The organism is Candidatus Planktophila versatilis (assembly GCF_002288105.1).
Taxonomy (GTDB): Bacteria; Actinomycetota; Actinomycetes; order Nanopelagicales; family Nanopelagicaceae; genus Planktophila; species Planktophila versatilis.
The window spans coordinates 427,584-442,550 of the sequence record NZ_CP016774.1; the positions used below are offsets into that span (position 1 = coordinate 427,584).

Below are 14,967 nucleotides of genomic sequence, written 5' to 3' on the forward strand. Positions count from 1 at the left end.
ACATGTCAGAGACGGTCATCAACCGACCAGCATCGAAGTTTAAGACAGGCAAAGGTCTTACTATCGATCGTATTTACACAACAGAAGGCCTTCACCCATATGACCAGGTCACATGGGATCGCCGCGATGTTGTTCAACAGAATTGGAAGACAGGCGAAGTTGTTTTCGAACAACGCGGTGTTGAGTTTGCAGACTTCTGGTCAGTAAATGCTTCAACTATCGTAACGACCAAGTACTTCCGCGGAGCAGTCGGTGCTGAGAATCGTGAATGGTCTCTTAAGCAAGTTATTGATCGCGTAGTTTTAACATATACAAAAGCTGGAAAAGAGTACGGATACTTTGCAACTGAGAAAGATGCAACAATTTTCGAGCACGAACTTACCTACATGCTCTTGCATCAGATCTTCTCATTTAACTCCCCAGTCTGGTTTAACGTAGGAACTGCCTCCCCGCAGCAAGTTTCTGCCTGCTTTATCTTGTCTGTTGATGACACGATGGAATCAATTCTTAACTGGTATCGCGAAGAAGGAATGATCTTTAAGGGTGGCTCTGGTGCTGGTCTTAACCTTTCCCGTATTCGTTCATCAAAGGAACTATTGAAGTCAGGTGGAACCGCATCTGGTCCCGTCTCATTTATGCGCGGTGCTGATGCCTCTGCTGGAACAATCAAATCTGGTGGCGCTACCCGTCGTGCAGCCAAGATGGTTGTCCTAGATGTGGATCACCCAGATATCGAAGAATTTATCGAGACCAAGGTTTCAGAAGAGCAGAAGATTCGCGCCCTACGCGATGCCGGCTTTGATATGGACTTGGGTGGAAAAGACATCATCTCGGTTCAATATCAGAATGCAAATAACTCAGTGCGCCTTTCCGATAAATTCATGAGCGCTGTAGAAAAGGGCGAGCAGTTTGGTTTAGTTGGCCGCTCCACTGGTGAAGTAATTGAAACCGTAGATGCGCGCGCACTCTTTACCAAGATTGCCGAAGCCGCATGGGCATGTGCTGATCCGGGAATTCAATTTGATGACACCATCAATGATTGGCATACCAACCCAGAGACAGGTCGCATTAACGCGTCAAACCCTTGCTCTGAGTACATGTCACTAGATAACTCATCATGTAACTTGGCTTCCCTGAACTTGATGAAGTTCCTTAAATCAGATGGTTCATTTGATGCTAAGACATTTGGAAAAGCTTCCGAGATGATCATCACTGCGATGGATATTTCAATTTGTTTCGCAGACTTCCCAACAGCGCCAATTGGTGAGACCACTCGCGCCTACCGCCAGCTCGGAATCGGTTATGCAAACCTTGGCGCGCTTCTTATGGCATCAGGTCTTGCCTATGACTCAGAAGGTGGCCGCGCACTTGCTGGTTCCATCACTTCACTTCTAACTGGTATTACCTACAAGCGTTCAGCAGAACTTGCTGGCATTGTTGGGCCATACGATGGCTTTGCCCGTAATGCATCTGCCCACACTCGCGTCATGCGCAAGCATGCTGCAGCATCATCTGCAGCTAAGCAAGAGACCACACTCGATATCGATGTCTGGACCGAAGCGAACAAAGCATGGGATGCATGTCTTGCAACCGGTGATAAGAACGGATGGCGCAATGCGCAGATCTCAGTTCTTGCACCAACTGGAACAATTGGTCTGATGATGGATTGCGATACAACAGGTATCGAACCTGACTTCTCACTGGTTAAGTTTAAGAAGCTCGTTGGCGGCGGTTCCATGCAGATTGTGAACCAGACCGTTCCAGCAGCACTTCGCAAGCTTGGCTACACAGATGAGACGATCGAAGCGATCGTTGAATTCATTGCCGCAAATGGTCACGTCATTGATGCACCAGGGCTTAAGCCGGAGCACTATGAAGTATTTGACTGCGCACTCGGTGCGCGCTCAATTGCTCCAATGGGCCACGTGCGCATGATGGCTGCCTGCCAGCCATTCCTATCAGGTGCTATCTCAAAGACAGTGAACCTGCCAGAGGAAGCAACTGTGGAAGAAGTGGAAGAAGTTCACTTCCAAGCATGGAAGATGGGCATTAAAGCACTCGCCATCTATCGCGATAACTGCAAAGTCGGTCAGCCACTTTCTGATGGCAAGGCGAAGAAGAAGGATGCACCACTGGAGGCAGTTGCTGAACCAGTTCGTAAGCGTCTTCCTAAGTCACGTCCATCAACAACAACATCGTTCTCAGTCGGAGGCGCCGAGGGTTACATGACCGCTGGTGCATACGCCGATGGCGCACTCGGTGAGGTATTCCTCAAGCTCGGTAAGCAAGGATCAACTCTTGCCGGTGTCATGGATGCATTCTCAATCGCAGTATCTATCGGACTTCAATACGGAGTTCCACTAGAGACATTCGTTGAGAAGTTCACCAACCTTCGCTTCGAGCCAGCTGGCATGACAGATGATGCAGATATTCGCATGGCGCAATCCATGATGGATTACATCTTCCGTCGCTTGGCACTTGATTACCTGCCATTTGAACAACGTTCAGCAATGGGTCTCTACACCGCATCAGAGCGGGCAGCAGCCCTTGATAACGGTGGCGAATACGCACCAATTGCGAGTGCTGATACCCCAAAAGCACCTGCGGCTGTGGCGGCTCCTGCGGCTGTAAAAGCTGAAGCGCCAAAGCCGGTAGCGGTAAAGATTGAAGCAGCACCAGTTGCCTCAACACCTGTTCAAACAATCGGTTCATCATCTGATCTCCTAGAGTCAATGGGAATCAAATCTGATGCACCGCTCTGTATGACATGTGGAGTCAAGATGCGTATGTCAGGTGCTTGCTTTGTATGCGAAGGATGCGGAAACACATCTGGTTGCAGTTAATTCTTGTCCAACCCCGTTCAAAAGCCCCGTTGAGAAATCAGCGGGGCTTTTGCATTACGCAGAGTAAGAAAATCCCTCGACTTGGTTACAGGTTGGGGGATTTCTCTTTGAAAACCCAATTCTTCTTCACCAGATAATTCATCAATCTCTCTTACAGTCTTACTATGAGAAACGAAGAAACCGCTAAGGAAAATATCCAAAGCGGCTCTTCGGCTTCGGACTACGAAGTATCGAAGGGCTCGTCGCCGTCACGTCGAGCCCTCTGATATTCCAATAATTGGAGCATCAGATCGCAAGCCGCAATCAGCACCGAGAGCAGTTCAATTACTTTCATAGAACCTCCTTTCTCACCCGCTCATCGCGGGAAACTCTGTTGGGGAAGTCATAAATGACGGATCCGAACAGAGCGAAAGAAGTTGAAGCGTGCGCAAGGTAGTGATTTGTGGCTCGAGCAAATGCGGTTCCCCAGGGGTCTGTGGATTCCTGGGGTTCTGTGTAAAAGTCGAAAGGCGCTAGAATTACGGTGTTGTTATCGGGGTCGATGTAATTTCGAACCGGCGGTTATAGTCCGCGACCCGCACACATCCAGTGGGCGGTTGACTCAGTGAAACTCTGAGACCGACGGTTAAAGTCCGGATGAGAGATAACAGCGGAATCGGTGCACCATGTTTATCGATGACGCCTACGCGCATCTATGCTCGCTCAGCCATGCTGGCTTGGGTGGCACATACCCCAACCCAAATGTTGCAGCTGCTATTTATAGCGCTGACGGAAAACTCATTGCCGATGGTTTTCATAACCGCGCGCAATCTGCCGATCACGCCGAAGTTGTTGCACTCAAAAAAGCAGGGGCTGCAGCGCGCGGTGCCACGATGGTTATTTCACTTGAGCCATGTGCTCATACCGGAACAACTCCGCCCTGTGCGCAGGCAATTATTGATGCCGGAATCTCACAAGTTATTTATGCCATTACTGATCCCAACCCGATTGCGGCCGGGGGAGCGCAGCTTCTCACCGCTGCCGGTATCACGGTGAAACATCAAAAGAGTGCCGAACTGGAATTCATCCAACGAGCATGGCTGACTAAGCAATTACTAGGTCGCCCGCTGATGATCTGGAAAGTTGCTATGACACTTGATAGCAAAGTGGCGGCAAGTGATGGCACATCACAATGGATTAGTGGGCCAGAGTCTAGGGATGACGTGCAGGTGATGCGCGCGCAATCTGATGCCATTGTGATTGGAACAAATACCGCAATCATTGATAACCCTCATTTAGTTCCTCGCGGCCACACCGCTCGTCCAGTGCGCATTGTGTGCGGAGAACAAGTGGTGCCACCTACCCACAATGTTTTTGATGAGCAAGCACGCACCATTACTGTGAAATCAAAGTCGATTCCAGAGCTGATGAAGGTGTTAAGCGATGAAGGATTTAACCAAGTATTAGTTGAAGCAGGTCCCACACTGGGCTCTGCCCTGATGGCAACTGGAAATATCGATGAACTCATTATCTATCAGGCACCTAAGCTACTTGGCGCTGGCAAAGAATTTGTCAACCATCTCGGTATTTCCACGCTGGCAGATCACATCGGCCTGGAGCTGATATCAGCTGCGCAATTTGGTGGCGATACTAAATCCCATTACCGAATTGTGAAGGGGCGCTAAATGTTTACTGGACTTATTACAGAACTTGGCACCGTGCAAGGCATTACTCGCGGTGAAAGCTCTGCCATCTTTACTATCACCGCACCACAGTCAGTAGCCGGCCTTGGCCTTGGCGACTCAATTTCCGTAAACGGTGTGTGTCTGACCGCTACTTCAATCACCGGTGATAGCTTCACCGCAGATGTCATGGTGCAGACACTGAAGCTGACATCACTTTCGCAAGTACAAGTGGGTTCACCTGTGAACCTAGAGCTGGCGGCCCGGCTTGATATGCGCATAGGCGGACATATTGTGCAGGGGCATGTCGATGGTGTGGCCACCGTCGTTGCGCTGACTCCTGGTGAAAAATGGGCACAGTTAGATCTCACGGTGCCAGCAGAATTAATGAAGTATGTAGTTGCCCAAGGCTCGATCACACTCGATGGTGTGTCACTGACGGTGGGTGCACTCGATGATGCAACTAATGGCGTGAGCGTCTGGCTGATTCCAGAGACGCTAGCCAAGACAAACTTGTCCGCAAAGAAAGCTGGCGGACTTGTAAACGTGGAAGTAGATGTTTTGGCCAAGTATGTCGAGCGACTACTGAAGAAAGGTGTTGCCGGTGGAAATTAACTTTGCCGATAGCCTAGATCGATTTAGACGCGGTGAGATGATCATTGTTGTAGATGATCACGAGCGCGAAAATGAAGGCGACCTCATTATGTTGGCCGAGTATGCAACGGCTGAGAAAACTGCCTTCATGGTGCGCCACACAACCGGCATTCTCTGTGTTGCAATTACTAGCGAGCAAGCGCGTCGTTTGCACCTTCCTTATATGGTCGAACAGAACCAAGATGTGCGAAAGACCGCCTTTACCGTCTCAGTTGATCTGGCCCAAGGAATCACTACTGGAGTCAGCGCGCAAGAGCGCACCGCAACAATTCGCGCACTGGGTAGCGCCAGATCACTACCAACAGATTTCATTCGCCCCGGACATATTTTTCCACTGATTGCACATAGCGAAGGGCTAGCTGCGCGTAAGGGACATACCGAAGCCGGTGTGGCACTTGCCGAACTCACCGGCTCCTATCCGGCGGCGCTACTTTCAGAAATTGTGGCAGCAGATGGTTCGATGGCGCGCGGACAAGAGCTACTTGATTTTGCACACGAGCACCAGATTCCAATCGTCTCAATAGCCGATATCTATGAATACCAGATCAAGTTAGAGCATGTGCCAACGCTAGTGAACTATCCGGCTTATGATTTTGAATGGGTCAAGGTTCAGTTGCGAAACGCTGAGTGGGAGATTGCAACTTATCCATCACTCAAGCACCGCGAACAAGTAGTGATGCGCTATGGCCGAGAAGTTAAAGTGCCGATGGTGCGCATTCACTCGGAATGTTTCACCGGCGATGTGGTGCACTCACAGCGCTGTGATTGTGGACAACAGCTAGATGCCGCAATTGCCGCCATTGAAGCCTATGGCTGCGGATACATTATCTATATGCGCGATCACGAAGGTCGTGGCATTGGGCTGACTGAAAAACTTAAGTCCTATACCTTGCAAGATCAGGGGCTGGACACAGTCGATGCCAATTTAGAGCTGGGCCATGTCATCGATTCTCGTGATTGGTCTGAGGCGATTGCAATCTTAAAAAACCTCAAGGTGAGCTCAGTGAAGTTACTCACCAATAACCCAGAGAAGATAGCTGCGGTCACAGAATGTGGAATCACCTGCGAGCAGGTCTCCCTTGCTATTGAAAGTAATGAATATAACGAGAAGTACCTATCTACTAAGCGCGATCGCCTTGGACATAGGCGCACCCAAGGGAGTAAATAAATGGCCGGTAACGCACCTGCAATCACAGTTCCACAACTACCCAAGGCAAAGGTGGCCATCATCTCTTCCTCCTGGCATCTAGATATTTGTAATGATCTAATCGCCGGTGCCACCCGTGCGCTGGAAGCGGCCCAGGTGAAGAAGATTAAGACCATCTATGTCCCAGGTTCTTTTGAGATTCCGTTGGCCGCCCAGAAGATGCTTGAAAAGGGATATGACGCAGTCGTTGCGGTGGGGCTAGTACTTAAAGGTGAAACCCCACACTTTGATTATGTCTGCCAAGGTGTCACCCAAGGTGTGATTGATGTGCAATTAAAATGGTCAAAGCCGATTGGTTACGGTGTGCTCATGTGTGAAAACCTCGAGCAAGCTATTGCGCGCTCGGGGCGCCCAGGCAGCAAAGAAGATAAGGGATACGACAGCGCTATTGCAGCGCTGACACTGCTTACGCTCTAGCGCAAAAGGCGTCACCGCTTGAAATTTCTTCGTGCGGAGCCTACATTTGCGTCCCCACGGCGGGAAAACTTTTAGGAAAAGGAAAAGGAACAATGAAAGCATCAGTACTTCATAAATACGACGAGTCTCTTACTGCAAGTAACTGGGTCACATATGAGGATGTTCCAGATCCAAAGATTACTAAGCCAACAGATGTGCTGGTAAAGATTGGTGGCGCTGGCGTCTGCCGCACCGACTTGCACGTGATTGAAGGTCAATGGCGTTCACGTATGGATCCAGATGGCAAGACCCTACTTCCATACATCATGGGCCATGAGAACGCTGGCTGGGTGGAAGAAGTTGGTTCCGAAGTTGTTGGCCTTAAAAAAGGTGATCCAGTAATTTTGCACCCACGGCTATCTTCTGGTTTTGAAATTGAGCACCGCCGCGGTGAAGATATGCACGGCACTGGAACATTTCCTGGCGTAAGTGAGAACGGTGGCTACGCTGAAGCACTAGTCACCAGCGTTCGTAACATTGTCGCCCTTCCTAAGTCACTCGCTCCTAAGGCAGTTGCAGCGTACGCAGATGCTGGACTTACCGCCTATCACGTTGCTAAGAAAGCATCTCGCACACTTTTGCCAGGCCAGTTTGTTGTGGCCATCGGCGCAGGTGGACTTGGACATATTGGTATTCAATGCTTGAAGGCAATGTGCGCCGCCGAAATTATTGTGGTCGACATGTCAGATATGGCGCTGAAGTTGGCAAAAGAGAGCGGTGCCGATCACGTCATTAAGGCTGATGGCAATGAAGTGGAAGCTGTTCTGCAGCTGACAAAGGGCTTCGGCGCGGAAGCGGTCATCGACTTCGTGGGCGAGAAGGGTTCAATCAAGAAGGGTCTAGCAATGACTCGCGCACTTGGTAACTACTACATCGTTGGTTACGGTGAAGATATCCAGATTTCAGCGCTCGATCTCATTACAACTGAGCGCAATATCGTCGGTAACTTGGTCGGAACATGGGCTGATCTCAACGAGCTCATGTCCTTGGCTGAGCGTGGATTAGTTCACCTATCAACCGTGGAGTATGCGCTCAAGGATGCCGATCAGGCGCTACATGATCTCAACGCTGGCAAGGTTAAGGGTCGCGCAATTCTGGTTCCTTAATATCAAAGTTAAGAAACCCTAAAGAAGTTCTAAGTAATACCTTGTAAAGTCTCGGAAGACCACCTCATCGAAGGAGATGAACTGCCAGTGAAAAAGATTGAAATCGCGCAGTTCGGTGGCTCCGAGACTTTGCAATTGGTAGATGCACCTACCCCTACCCCTACAGGTACCCAGCTATTGGTTAAGGTGGCAGCCGCTGGAGTTAATTTCGTAGATATCTATCAACGAAATGGAAATCCCGTTTATGGCATGAAGGTGCCTTACACCCCAGGTATGGAAGGCGCTGGAGTTGTCGAAGCAGTAGGTAGCGATGTTAGGACAATCAAAGTTGGCGATCGCGTTGCCTGGACCTGGGCGCTGGGAAGTTACGCCGAATATGCAATCGTGGAGGAGGCGAAAGCGGCAATCGTTCCGTCGGGCCTTGAGTTAGAAGAGGTTGCGGCATTTATGTTGCAGGGAATTACTGGCCATTACCTCACCAACTCCACTTATGAAATTAAGGCAGGGGATATCGCACTTGTGCATGCTGCCGCTGGCGGCACCGGAAGTTTGATTGCACAATTAATTCTTCTTAAAGGTGGAACCGTCATTGGTACGACATCCACCGAAGCCAAGGAAGCAACTGTTCGAGCACTAGGTGTGCAACATGTGATTCGCTATGACAAAGAAGATTTCGTTGCCGAAGTAAAGAAAATTACCGGTGGCCGTGGAGTCGATGTGGTCTATGACGGAGTGGGTGCAAAAACTTTTGATCAATCACTACTTTGTCTAAAACCCCGGGGCATGATGGTGCTCTTTGGCGCAGCAAGTGGCGCGGTTCCACCATTTGAAATTATGCGATTGAATTCTTCTGGCTCTCTCTTTCTTACCAGGCCAACACTTGCCCATTACGTGGCAGATGCCGCCGAATTTAAGGGGCGCTGCGATGCGATCTTTGATTTATTACTCAAAGGCAAGTTAACGGTGCGCATCGATAAGCGCTACGCCCTGGGCGATGCGCATAAGGCGCATGATGATTTAGCTAGCGGCAAGACCAGCGGCAAGCTCATCCTCGTTCCCTAGCGCAAGCTGCCGTGTTATCAAATTGTTATAGAAATCGTGTTACCAAACCGTTATAAAGGCCACTGCACAAGCGTTACAGGGTGATAGCCGATGATCATTCCTCACGATTTCAAACTACCCAAAATATGAATTCTGCGTAATATTCGGATGCTGCAAAAGTTGCGAGGGAACTTCGGGGGAAATCTCGGGGAGAAGCTTGTGAAACTTGGAAGCGAAATTTCATCTGATTATCTTCAGATGAGTTTTAAACAACACTCTCAAGAAATATTCCTGAAAGGAATTTTATGTTCACAAAGAAAGTAAAGACTCTACTTGCCGTAGCGCTTCCAATTGCGCTTGCTGCATCAGTAGTAGTAATTGCACCTGCATCAGCAGGTGGCACTCTTACTCGTACACCAGGCCAAGAAGTTTCATACAAGGCATACGGTGCTGAGTACGCAAATGTTGCAACCACAGCTGATGGAGATGACGCTTGCTCTTGGTATGAGACATCAAAGAAGGATTACTCAGGTAAGACTCTTCGTGTCCTCACTCACGCGATCCCTAACATGGGTAAGCCAACAGCGCTTCACGCTAAGCAGTTCGAAGAGCTAACAGGTGGAAAAGTTGAAGTTGAGCACGTCTCATTCGGTGACCTCTACGCTAAGCAGCTTCGTTCATACCAGACAGATACAAACCAGTACGACGTTGTATTCAATGGTTCATACCAGATTGGTGATTTCCACTCTTACTACGCAAAGGTTCCAGATTCAGTAACCAAGGGCAAAGGTTCACTTGCAACCCTTACACCTCTTTACAAGGAACTTTACAAGTGGGATGGCGAGACCAAGCTCTTCGGTATCGACGCTGATCGTCACTTCCTCAAGTACCGTACAGATGTCTACGAGAATGCAGCAGCCAAGGCTTTCTACAAGTCAAAGACTGGCAAAGAGCTTGCAGTTCCAAAGACATGGAAGGAATACAACCTTCACGCAAAGACATTCAATGGCTACAAGGCAGCAGGTCAGCCAGCAGGAGTTAAGTTCACTGGAACAACAGAAATCACTCAAAAGGGTGGCCTCATGTTCGGTGCATTTATCGACCGCGTTGCACCATATGCAAAGAATCCAAACGTTAAGGGTGGATTCTGGTTCGATGAAAACATGGTTCCACAGGTCAACAACCCAGGCTTCGTTGCTGGTCTAACTGACTTCGTTGAAGCAACCAAGTTCATGCCAGTCGGTGGAAAGAACTTCGACCTTTCAAAGGAAATTGAATCCTTTGGACGTGGAGATTCACTTCTTTCTTACACATGGGATGATGCATGGTCAAAGTCAAATGAGCCAACAAGCCCAATCAAGAACAAGGTAAAGGCTGCACCTCTTCCAGGAGCTGAAAAAGTCTGGAACCGTGTGACAAAGAAGTGGGATACACCTAAGGGTGGAGTCAACTACGCGCCATACATCGCATGGGGTTGGTCATCAGCAGTAACAGCTGCATCACCTTCAAAGGCGATGGCATTTGATTACCTCTGCTTCTGGGCAAATAAGGCGAACCACAAGCTCGATCTCACCATCGGTGACATGGGCGTAAACCCTTCACGTACAGAAGACTTCACATCTGACTTCTGGGTAAAGGAAATGAACTGGGGCAAGCCAGCAGTAGATTCATGGCTCGGAACAATGCAGAACTACGAGAAGAACACCAACCGTGTGTTCGACCTCCGCGTTCCTGGCGTTTCTGACTACATGACAGCTATGGAAAATGCAGTTGCAAAGGCCCTTGCAGGTCAAGCAACACCACAAAAGGCACTCGATGAGGCTGCTAAAGAGTGGAATGCAATTACAAAGCGTGTAGGTATCACTAAGGTGAAGTCTGCATACCAGAACGTAATTGCGCTTGAAGATAACATCAAGTAAGTAACTCGTTCGAAGGTGTCGCGCGGTCAGATTTTTTGGCCGCGCGACACCCATGAGTTTTGCATAATGACCCGGGTAATGGTTTTATTGCCCCTTAATTAGCGGGCAGAAGTGGAGCAGGATCTCAGTGAAAAAAGGTTACCCACGGTTCTTTCTTCTTCCAGGCTTGCTCTTGCTTATCGCAATTATTATCTTCCCGCTTCTCTTCACGATTCGTGTGACTTTTTCAAGCTGGAACGTTTCTCAATCAGGACTTAATTTTATTGGTGGGGAAAACTGGGGCGAGATGGTCCGTGACACCCGTTATTGGGGCTCACTACTTAGACTTTTCTATCTCTCATTTTTAACAGTAGCAATTCAGTATGTCCTCGGCTTTGCCATCGCGCTCTTCGCTTGGAAAGGAATAGCAGCGCGCCGCTTCTACCGAGTTCTCTGGTTGGTTCCAATGATGACAACACCATCACTTATGGCAATCATCTGGCGTTCGATCTTCACCGAAGATATTGGTGCACTCAATGGACTTCTCACCCGTGTTGGCCTCAGTCCAGTTAACTGGCTCACCGAAAGTGGACCCGCGAACATTGCAATCACTATCGTCGAAGTCTGGCAGTGGACTCCATTTATGTTCTTGATTCTTTTGGCCGGACTTCTTAGCTTGCCGAAAGAACCATTTATGGCAGCGGCAATTGATGGCGCTAGTGCGTGGAAGACATTTGCGCGGGTGACTTTCCCAATGATGGCGCCAATCAGTATTGGTGCAATCATGATTCGTTTAATTGATGCCTCAAAGATCTTCGACTCCGTCTTTACTATGACGCGAGGTGGTCCTGGAAATGCAACTGAAACACCAGCGGCCTATATCTTCCAGCGCAGTTTGCAGGATTTCCAGATTGCCTACGGTTCCACCCTGGCACTGATGTATTTGATTCTCGCAATCTTGACGCTGACTATTATCGGAAAAGTCTTTGCCCGTCTATCGAAGCCTCGGGGGATCTAACTGATGTATAAAGTCTTAAAGGCAACCTTCATCACTATCTGGAGCCTCTTCGTTCTCTTCCCAATCATGTGGGCGATCACGACTAGCTTTAAGCCAGAGTCTGCCGTAGTAAATGGCGCAACCTTTATTCCATTCTTGGAGTTTCAACCAAGTCTGATTGGTTGGAAAGCAATCCTTCCTGGTCCAGATTCACTGACAAATCTGCTGACACCAACGTTAAACAGCTTTATCGTCACCGCAGGTGCTACCGCAATCTCACTAATCTTCGGATCATTGGCCGCCTACGGACTCTCTCGCTTCACCTACGGCTGGAAGAACTACAGCAACGCTGACATCATCTTCTTCTTCGTCTCCCAGCGCATCATGCCGCCGGTAGTTCTTGCTATTCCATTCTTCCTCTTGCTCAAAGAGCTTAAGTTACTTGATACCCACCTCGGATTAATCCTGGTTCTTACTTCTGGCTTGATGCCGATTGTGGTCTGGTTGATGGTTGATTTCTTTAACGCACTTCCACGCGAAATCGATGAGATGGCGATGTTAGAAGGATGTAATCCAATCCAGGCTTTCTTTAGAACCATCCTGCCGCTATCTAAGCCAGGTCTGACTGTGGCTGGCATGTTCTGCGTCATCTTTGGCTGGAACGATATCTTCTTCGCACTCACACTGACCGCAACAAAGGTGCTTACCTTGCCGGTTGCTGTCATCGCCCTGAACGGCACAGTGACGCCTTATTGGATCCTGGCCGCCTCTACTGTCTTCTCAATTATTCCGTTGGTCGGATTAGCCTTTGTGATTGAACGATTCTTATCTCGTGGAAACCTTGGCGGAGCTGTTCGATGAAAGGTATCAAGTGTCTTTAATACTTAAAAACGTCTCGGTAACTACCGAAAAAGAAGGCGTGATCCTGGACGATATCTCCTTTGAATTTAAGCCTGGCCGTATCTACATCCTGATTGGACGTACTACATCGGGCAAGACCTCGCTGATGCGCGCCATCGCTGGGCTTTTGCCTATCGATAGCGGTCAAATCACCATGAATGGTGAAGATTTTGAGGATAAGCCAATCTGGGAACGCGATGTTGCTGTGGTCTATCAGCAGTTTATTAACTATCCCAACAAGTCAGTTCTGCAAAATGTTGAGTTCCCGCTCCTTCGTAAAGGGCTTAAGAAGTCAGAAGCGCGCGAAGTCGCACTTGCTTCGATCAATAAAGTTGGGCTCAGTGACTACCTTGATCGCAAACCAGCACAACTATCAGGTGGCCAGCAGCAGCGGGTGGCGCTAGCTCGTTCCCTATCTCGTCAATCTCACATCATGTTACTTGATGAGCCACTGATGAACCTTGACTACAAGCTACGCGAACAACTTCGAGTTGAATTTAAGGAAATATTTAATTCTCAAAAAGATGCAGTAACAATCTATGCCACGACCGAACCTCCGGAGGCGCTCATTCTCGGCGCTGAGATCTTGGTGATGCACGAGGGTCGAATCATTCAATACGGCAGCCCAACAGAGGTCTATGAGCAGCCACAGTCGACCACAGTGGCGCGTGTAATCAGCGATCCTCCAATGAGCATCTTGCCGGTCTCACTCTCTGCCGGAGAAATTCGTTTTGGTGATGGTTATTCGCAACCAATTCCAGCGAAGATGAAGAACTTTAAAGAAGGCCATTATCAAGTTGGTATCCGGGCAAATGACATTGTCAGTGCTAAATCTGGCGGGGAAAAGGGAACCATCTCCTTGGTAGAAGTCTCTGGTTCTGAGACCCTGGTCTATGTTGATACGCCAGCCGGTGAAGTAGTTCTTCAAATGGAAGGTATCCACGACGTAAAAGTCGGTGAATCAATCTCGATTGAACTCCCGGGCAACCGCTTATTCCTATTCGAAACTAATGGGGCGCTCTGTGTCTCACCAGATAGTGCAGGGGAGTAACGATGGCTAAAATTACGCTCTCAAATATTGGGCATTCCTATAATAAGGATAAGGATCAATCAACCTGGGCACTTAAGCCCCTTGATATGGTCTGGGAGTCCGGTAAGACCTATGCCCTTCTCGGTCCTTCTGGCTGCGGCAAGACCACCATTCTTAACACCATCTCAGGTCTGGTAACCCCGCACCAGGGCCGTTTACTTTTCGATGATCAAGATGTTACTGATATTCCTACGGCGCAACGAAATATTGCCCAAGTCTTTCAATTCCCAACCATTTACAGATCTATGTCGGTATTTGAAAATCTCTCATTCCCATTGGTCTGCCGCGGCTGGAAGCCCGAGAAGATTAAGGCGCGAGTGCATGAGATTGCTGAGATCCTAGAGATCACAGATAAGTTGGGCCGCTCAGCCGTAAAGCTCGGCGCCGATGAGAAGCAGTTGATCTCACTGGGGCGTGGTTTGGTCCGCGATGACGTGAGTGCGCTACTAATGGATGAACCGCTGACAGTGATTGACCCACAATCTAAGTTTGAGCTACGTAAGAAGATCAAGGCTATTAATAAGATCAATAACTTGACCGTTATCTATGTGACCCACGATCAGTATGAGGCGATGACCTTTGCCGATGAGTTGCTGGTCATGAGCTTTGGTGAAGTAATCCAGCGTGGAACCCCAGAGCAGCTATTTGAAAAGCCTAATTCAAAGTATGTCGGTAACTTCATCGGCTCCCCAGCCATGAATTTCTTGCCGGTGGAAGCTAAATCAAGTGAGATTTACTTTGGTTCGACAAAGTTAAAGACCAGCTCTGCCCACACGGCGTTCACAGGCAAGGCCATTGAAGTGGGAATTCGCCCTGAATACGTTTCACTTGTAACGGGTGCGGGCGAGAATGTAATTGAGGCAGAGCTACTAGGCCATGATGACCTAGGCAGCGTCCGAGTCCTTAAATGTGTCTCTGGGGGCTCACCAATCTCGGTAAAGATCCCGCGCAGCGAAGGGTTGCCTGCTGGCAAGAACCTGTTTTTGAAACTTCCTTCCGAGAAATCCTGGCTCTACCAAGATGGGCATTTAGCCTAACTCTTCGTTACCAGATTGTTACATTCCAAACCATAGAGCGCTGCAAATCACCTAATTTTCGCCTTGCGGAGTGCATC

Annotated in this window: 12 protein-coding genes and 1 riboswitch; all 12 genes read left to right on the top strand. The window is 48.9% G+C overall.

The window, feature by feature from the left end; all coding sequences use genetic code 11:
• Window positions 1-2: 2 nt before the first annotated feature.
• The 12 genes from A1sIA79_RS02230 (at window position 3) to A1sIA79_RS02285 (ending at window position 14,890) form a co-directional block, all read left to right on the top strand.
• The gene (locus tag A1sIA79_RS02230; protein WP_095674610.1) at window positions 3-2,843 is read left to right on the top strand and encodes a vitamin B12-dependent ribonucleotide reductase; all 2,841 of its coding nucleotides are present in this window, start codon (window positions 3-5) and stop codon (window positions 2,841-2,843) included.
• A 524-nt stretch (window positions 2,844-3,367) separates the two neighbouring features.
• A riboswitch (FMN riboswitch) is annotated at window positions 3,368-3,495 on the top strand.
• Between the two features lie 13 nt (window positions 3,496-3,508).
• Window positions 3,509-4,507 carry a bifunctional diaminohydroxyphosphoribosylaminopyrimidine deaminase/5-amino-6-(5-phosphoribosylamino)uracil reductase RibD gene (gene ribD / locus A1sIA79_RS02235; RefSeq protein ID WP_095674611.1) on the top strand — a complete coding sequence of 333 codons (999 nt, stop codon included), beginning with the start codon at window positions 3,509-3,511 and terminating at the stop codon, window positions 4,505-4,507.
• On the top strand, window positions 4,508-5,119 hold the full coding sequence (locus tag A1sIA79_RS02240; protein WP_095674612.1) for a riboflavin synthase: 612 nt from the start codon (window positions 4,508-4,510) through the stop codon (window positions 5,117-5,119).
• Window positions 5,109-6,326, top strand: coding sequence for a 3,4-dihydroxy-2-butanone-4-phosphate synthase (ribB, locus tag A1sIA79_RS02245; RefSeq protein WP_223298370.1), 1,218 nt, complete (start codon window positions 5,109-5,111; stop codon window positions 6,324-6,326). Before A1sIA79_RS02240 ends, ribB begins: the two co-directional genes overlap by 11 nt.
• A complete protein-coding gene (gene ribH, locus A1sIA79_RS02250; protein WP_095674613.1) occupies window positions 6,327-6,782 on the top strand; it encodes a 6,7-dimethyl-8-ribityllumazine synthase in 456 nt (151 codons plus the stop codon). It begins immediately after the preceding gene.
• A 92-nt stretch (window positions 6,783-6,874) separates the two neighbouring features.
• A complete protein-coding gene (locus A1sIA79_RS02255) occupies window positions 6,875-7,927 on the top strand; it encodes an NAD(P)-dependent alcohol dehydrogenase (protein ID WP_095674614.1) in 1,053 nt (350 codons plus the stop codon).
• A gap of 87 nt (window positions 7,928-8,014) precedes the next feature.
• Window positions 8,015-8,989: a quinone oxidoreductase family protein gene (locus tag A1sIA79_RS02260; RefSeq protein WP_095674615.1), complete on the top strand. Its 975-nt coding sequence runs from the start codon at window positions 8,015-8,017 to the stop codon at window positions 8,987-8,989.
• A gap of 284 nt (window positions 8,990-9,273) precedes the next feature.
• Window positions 9,274-10,887: an ABC transporter substrate-binding protein gene (locus A1sIA79_RS02265; protein WP_095674616.1), complete on the top strand. Its 1,614-nt coding sequence runs from the start codon at window positions 9,274-9,276 to the stop codon at window positions 10,885-10,887.
• Window positions 10,888-11,059: 172 nt separating this feature from the next.
• Window positions 11,060-11,884 (top strand): carbohydrate ABC transporter permease, encoded by an 825-nt coding sequence (locus A1sIA79_RS02270; RefSeq protein WP_223298371.1) that lies wholly within the window; start codon window positions 11,060-11,062, stop codon window positions 11,882-11,884.
• Between the two features lie 3 nt (window positions 11,885-11,887).
• Window positions 11,888-12,724: a carbohydrate ABC transporter permease gene (locus A1sIA79_RS02275; protein ID WP_095674618.1), complete on the top strand. Its 837-nt coding sequence runs from the start codon at window positions 11,888-11,890 to the stop codon at window positions 12,722-12,724.
• Window positions 12,725-12,734: 10 nt separating this feature from the next.
• Window positions 12,735-13,814: an ABC transporter ATP-binding protein gene (locus A1sIA79_RS02280; RefSeq protein WP_223298183.1), complete on the top strand. Its 1,080-nt coding sequence runs from the start codon at window positions 12,735-12,737 to the stop codon at window positions 13,812-13,814.
• Between the two features lie 2 nt (window positions 13,815-13,816).
• Window positions 13,817-14,890, top strand: coding sequence for an ABC transporter ATP-binding protein (locus A1sIA79_RS02285; RefSeq protein WP_095674619.1), 1,074 nt, complete (start codon window positions 13,817-13,819; stop codon window positions 14,888-14,890).
• The last annotated feature ends 77 nt before the right edge of the window (window positions 14,891-14,967 follow it).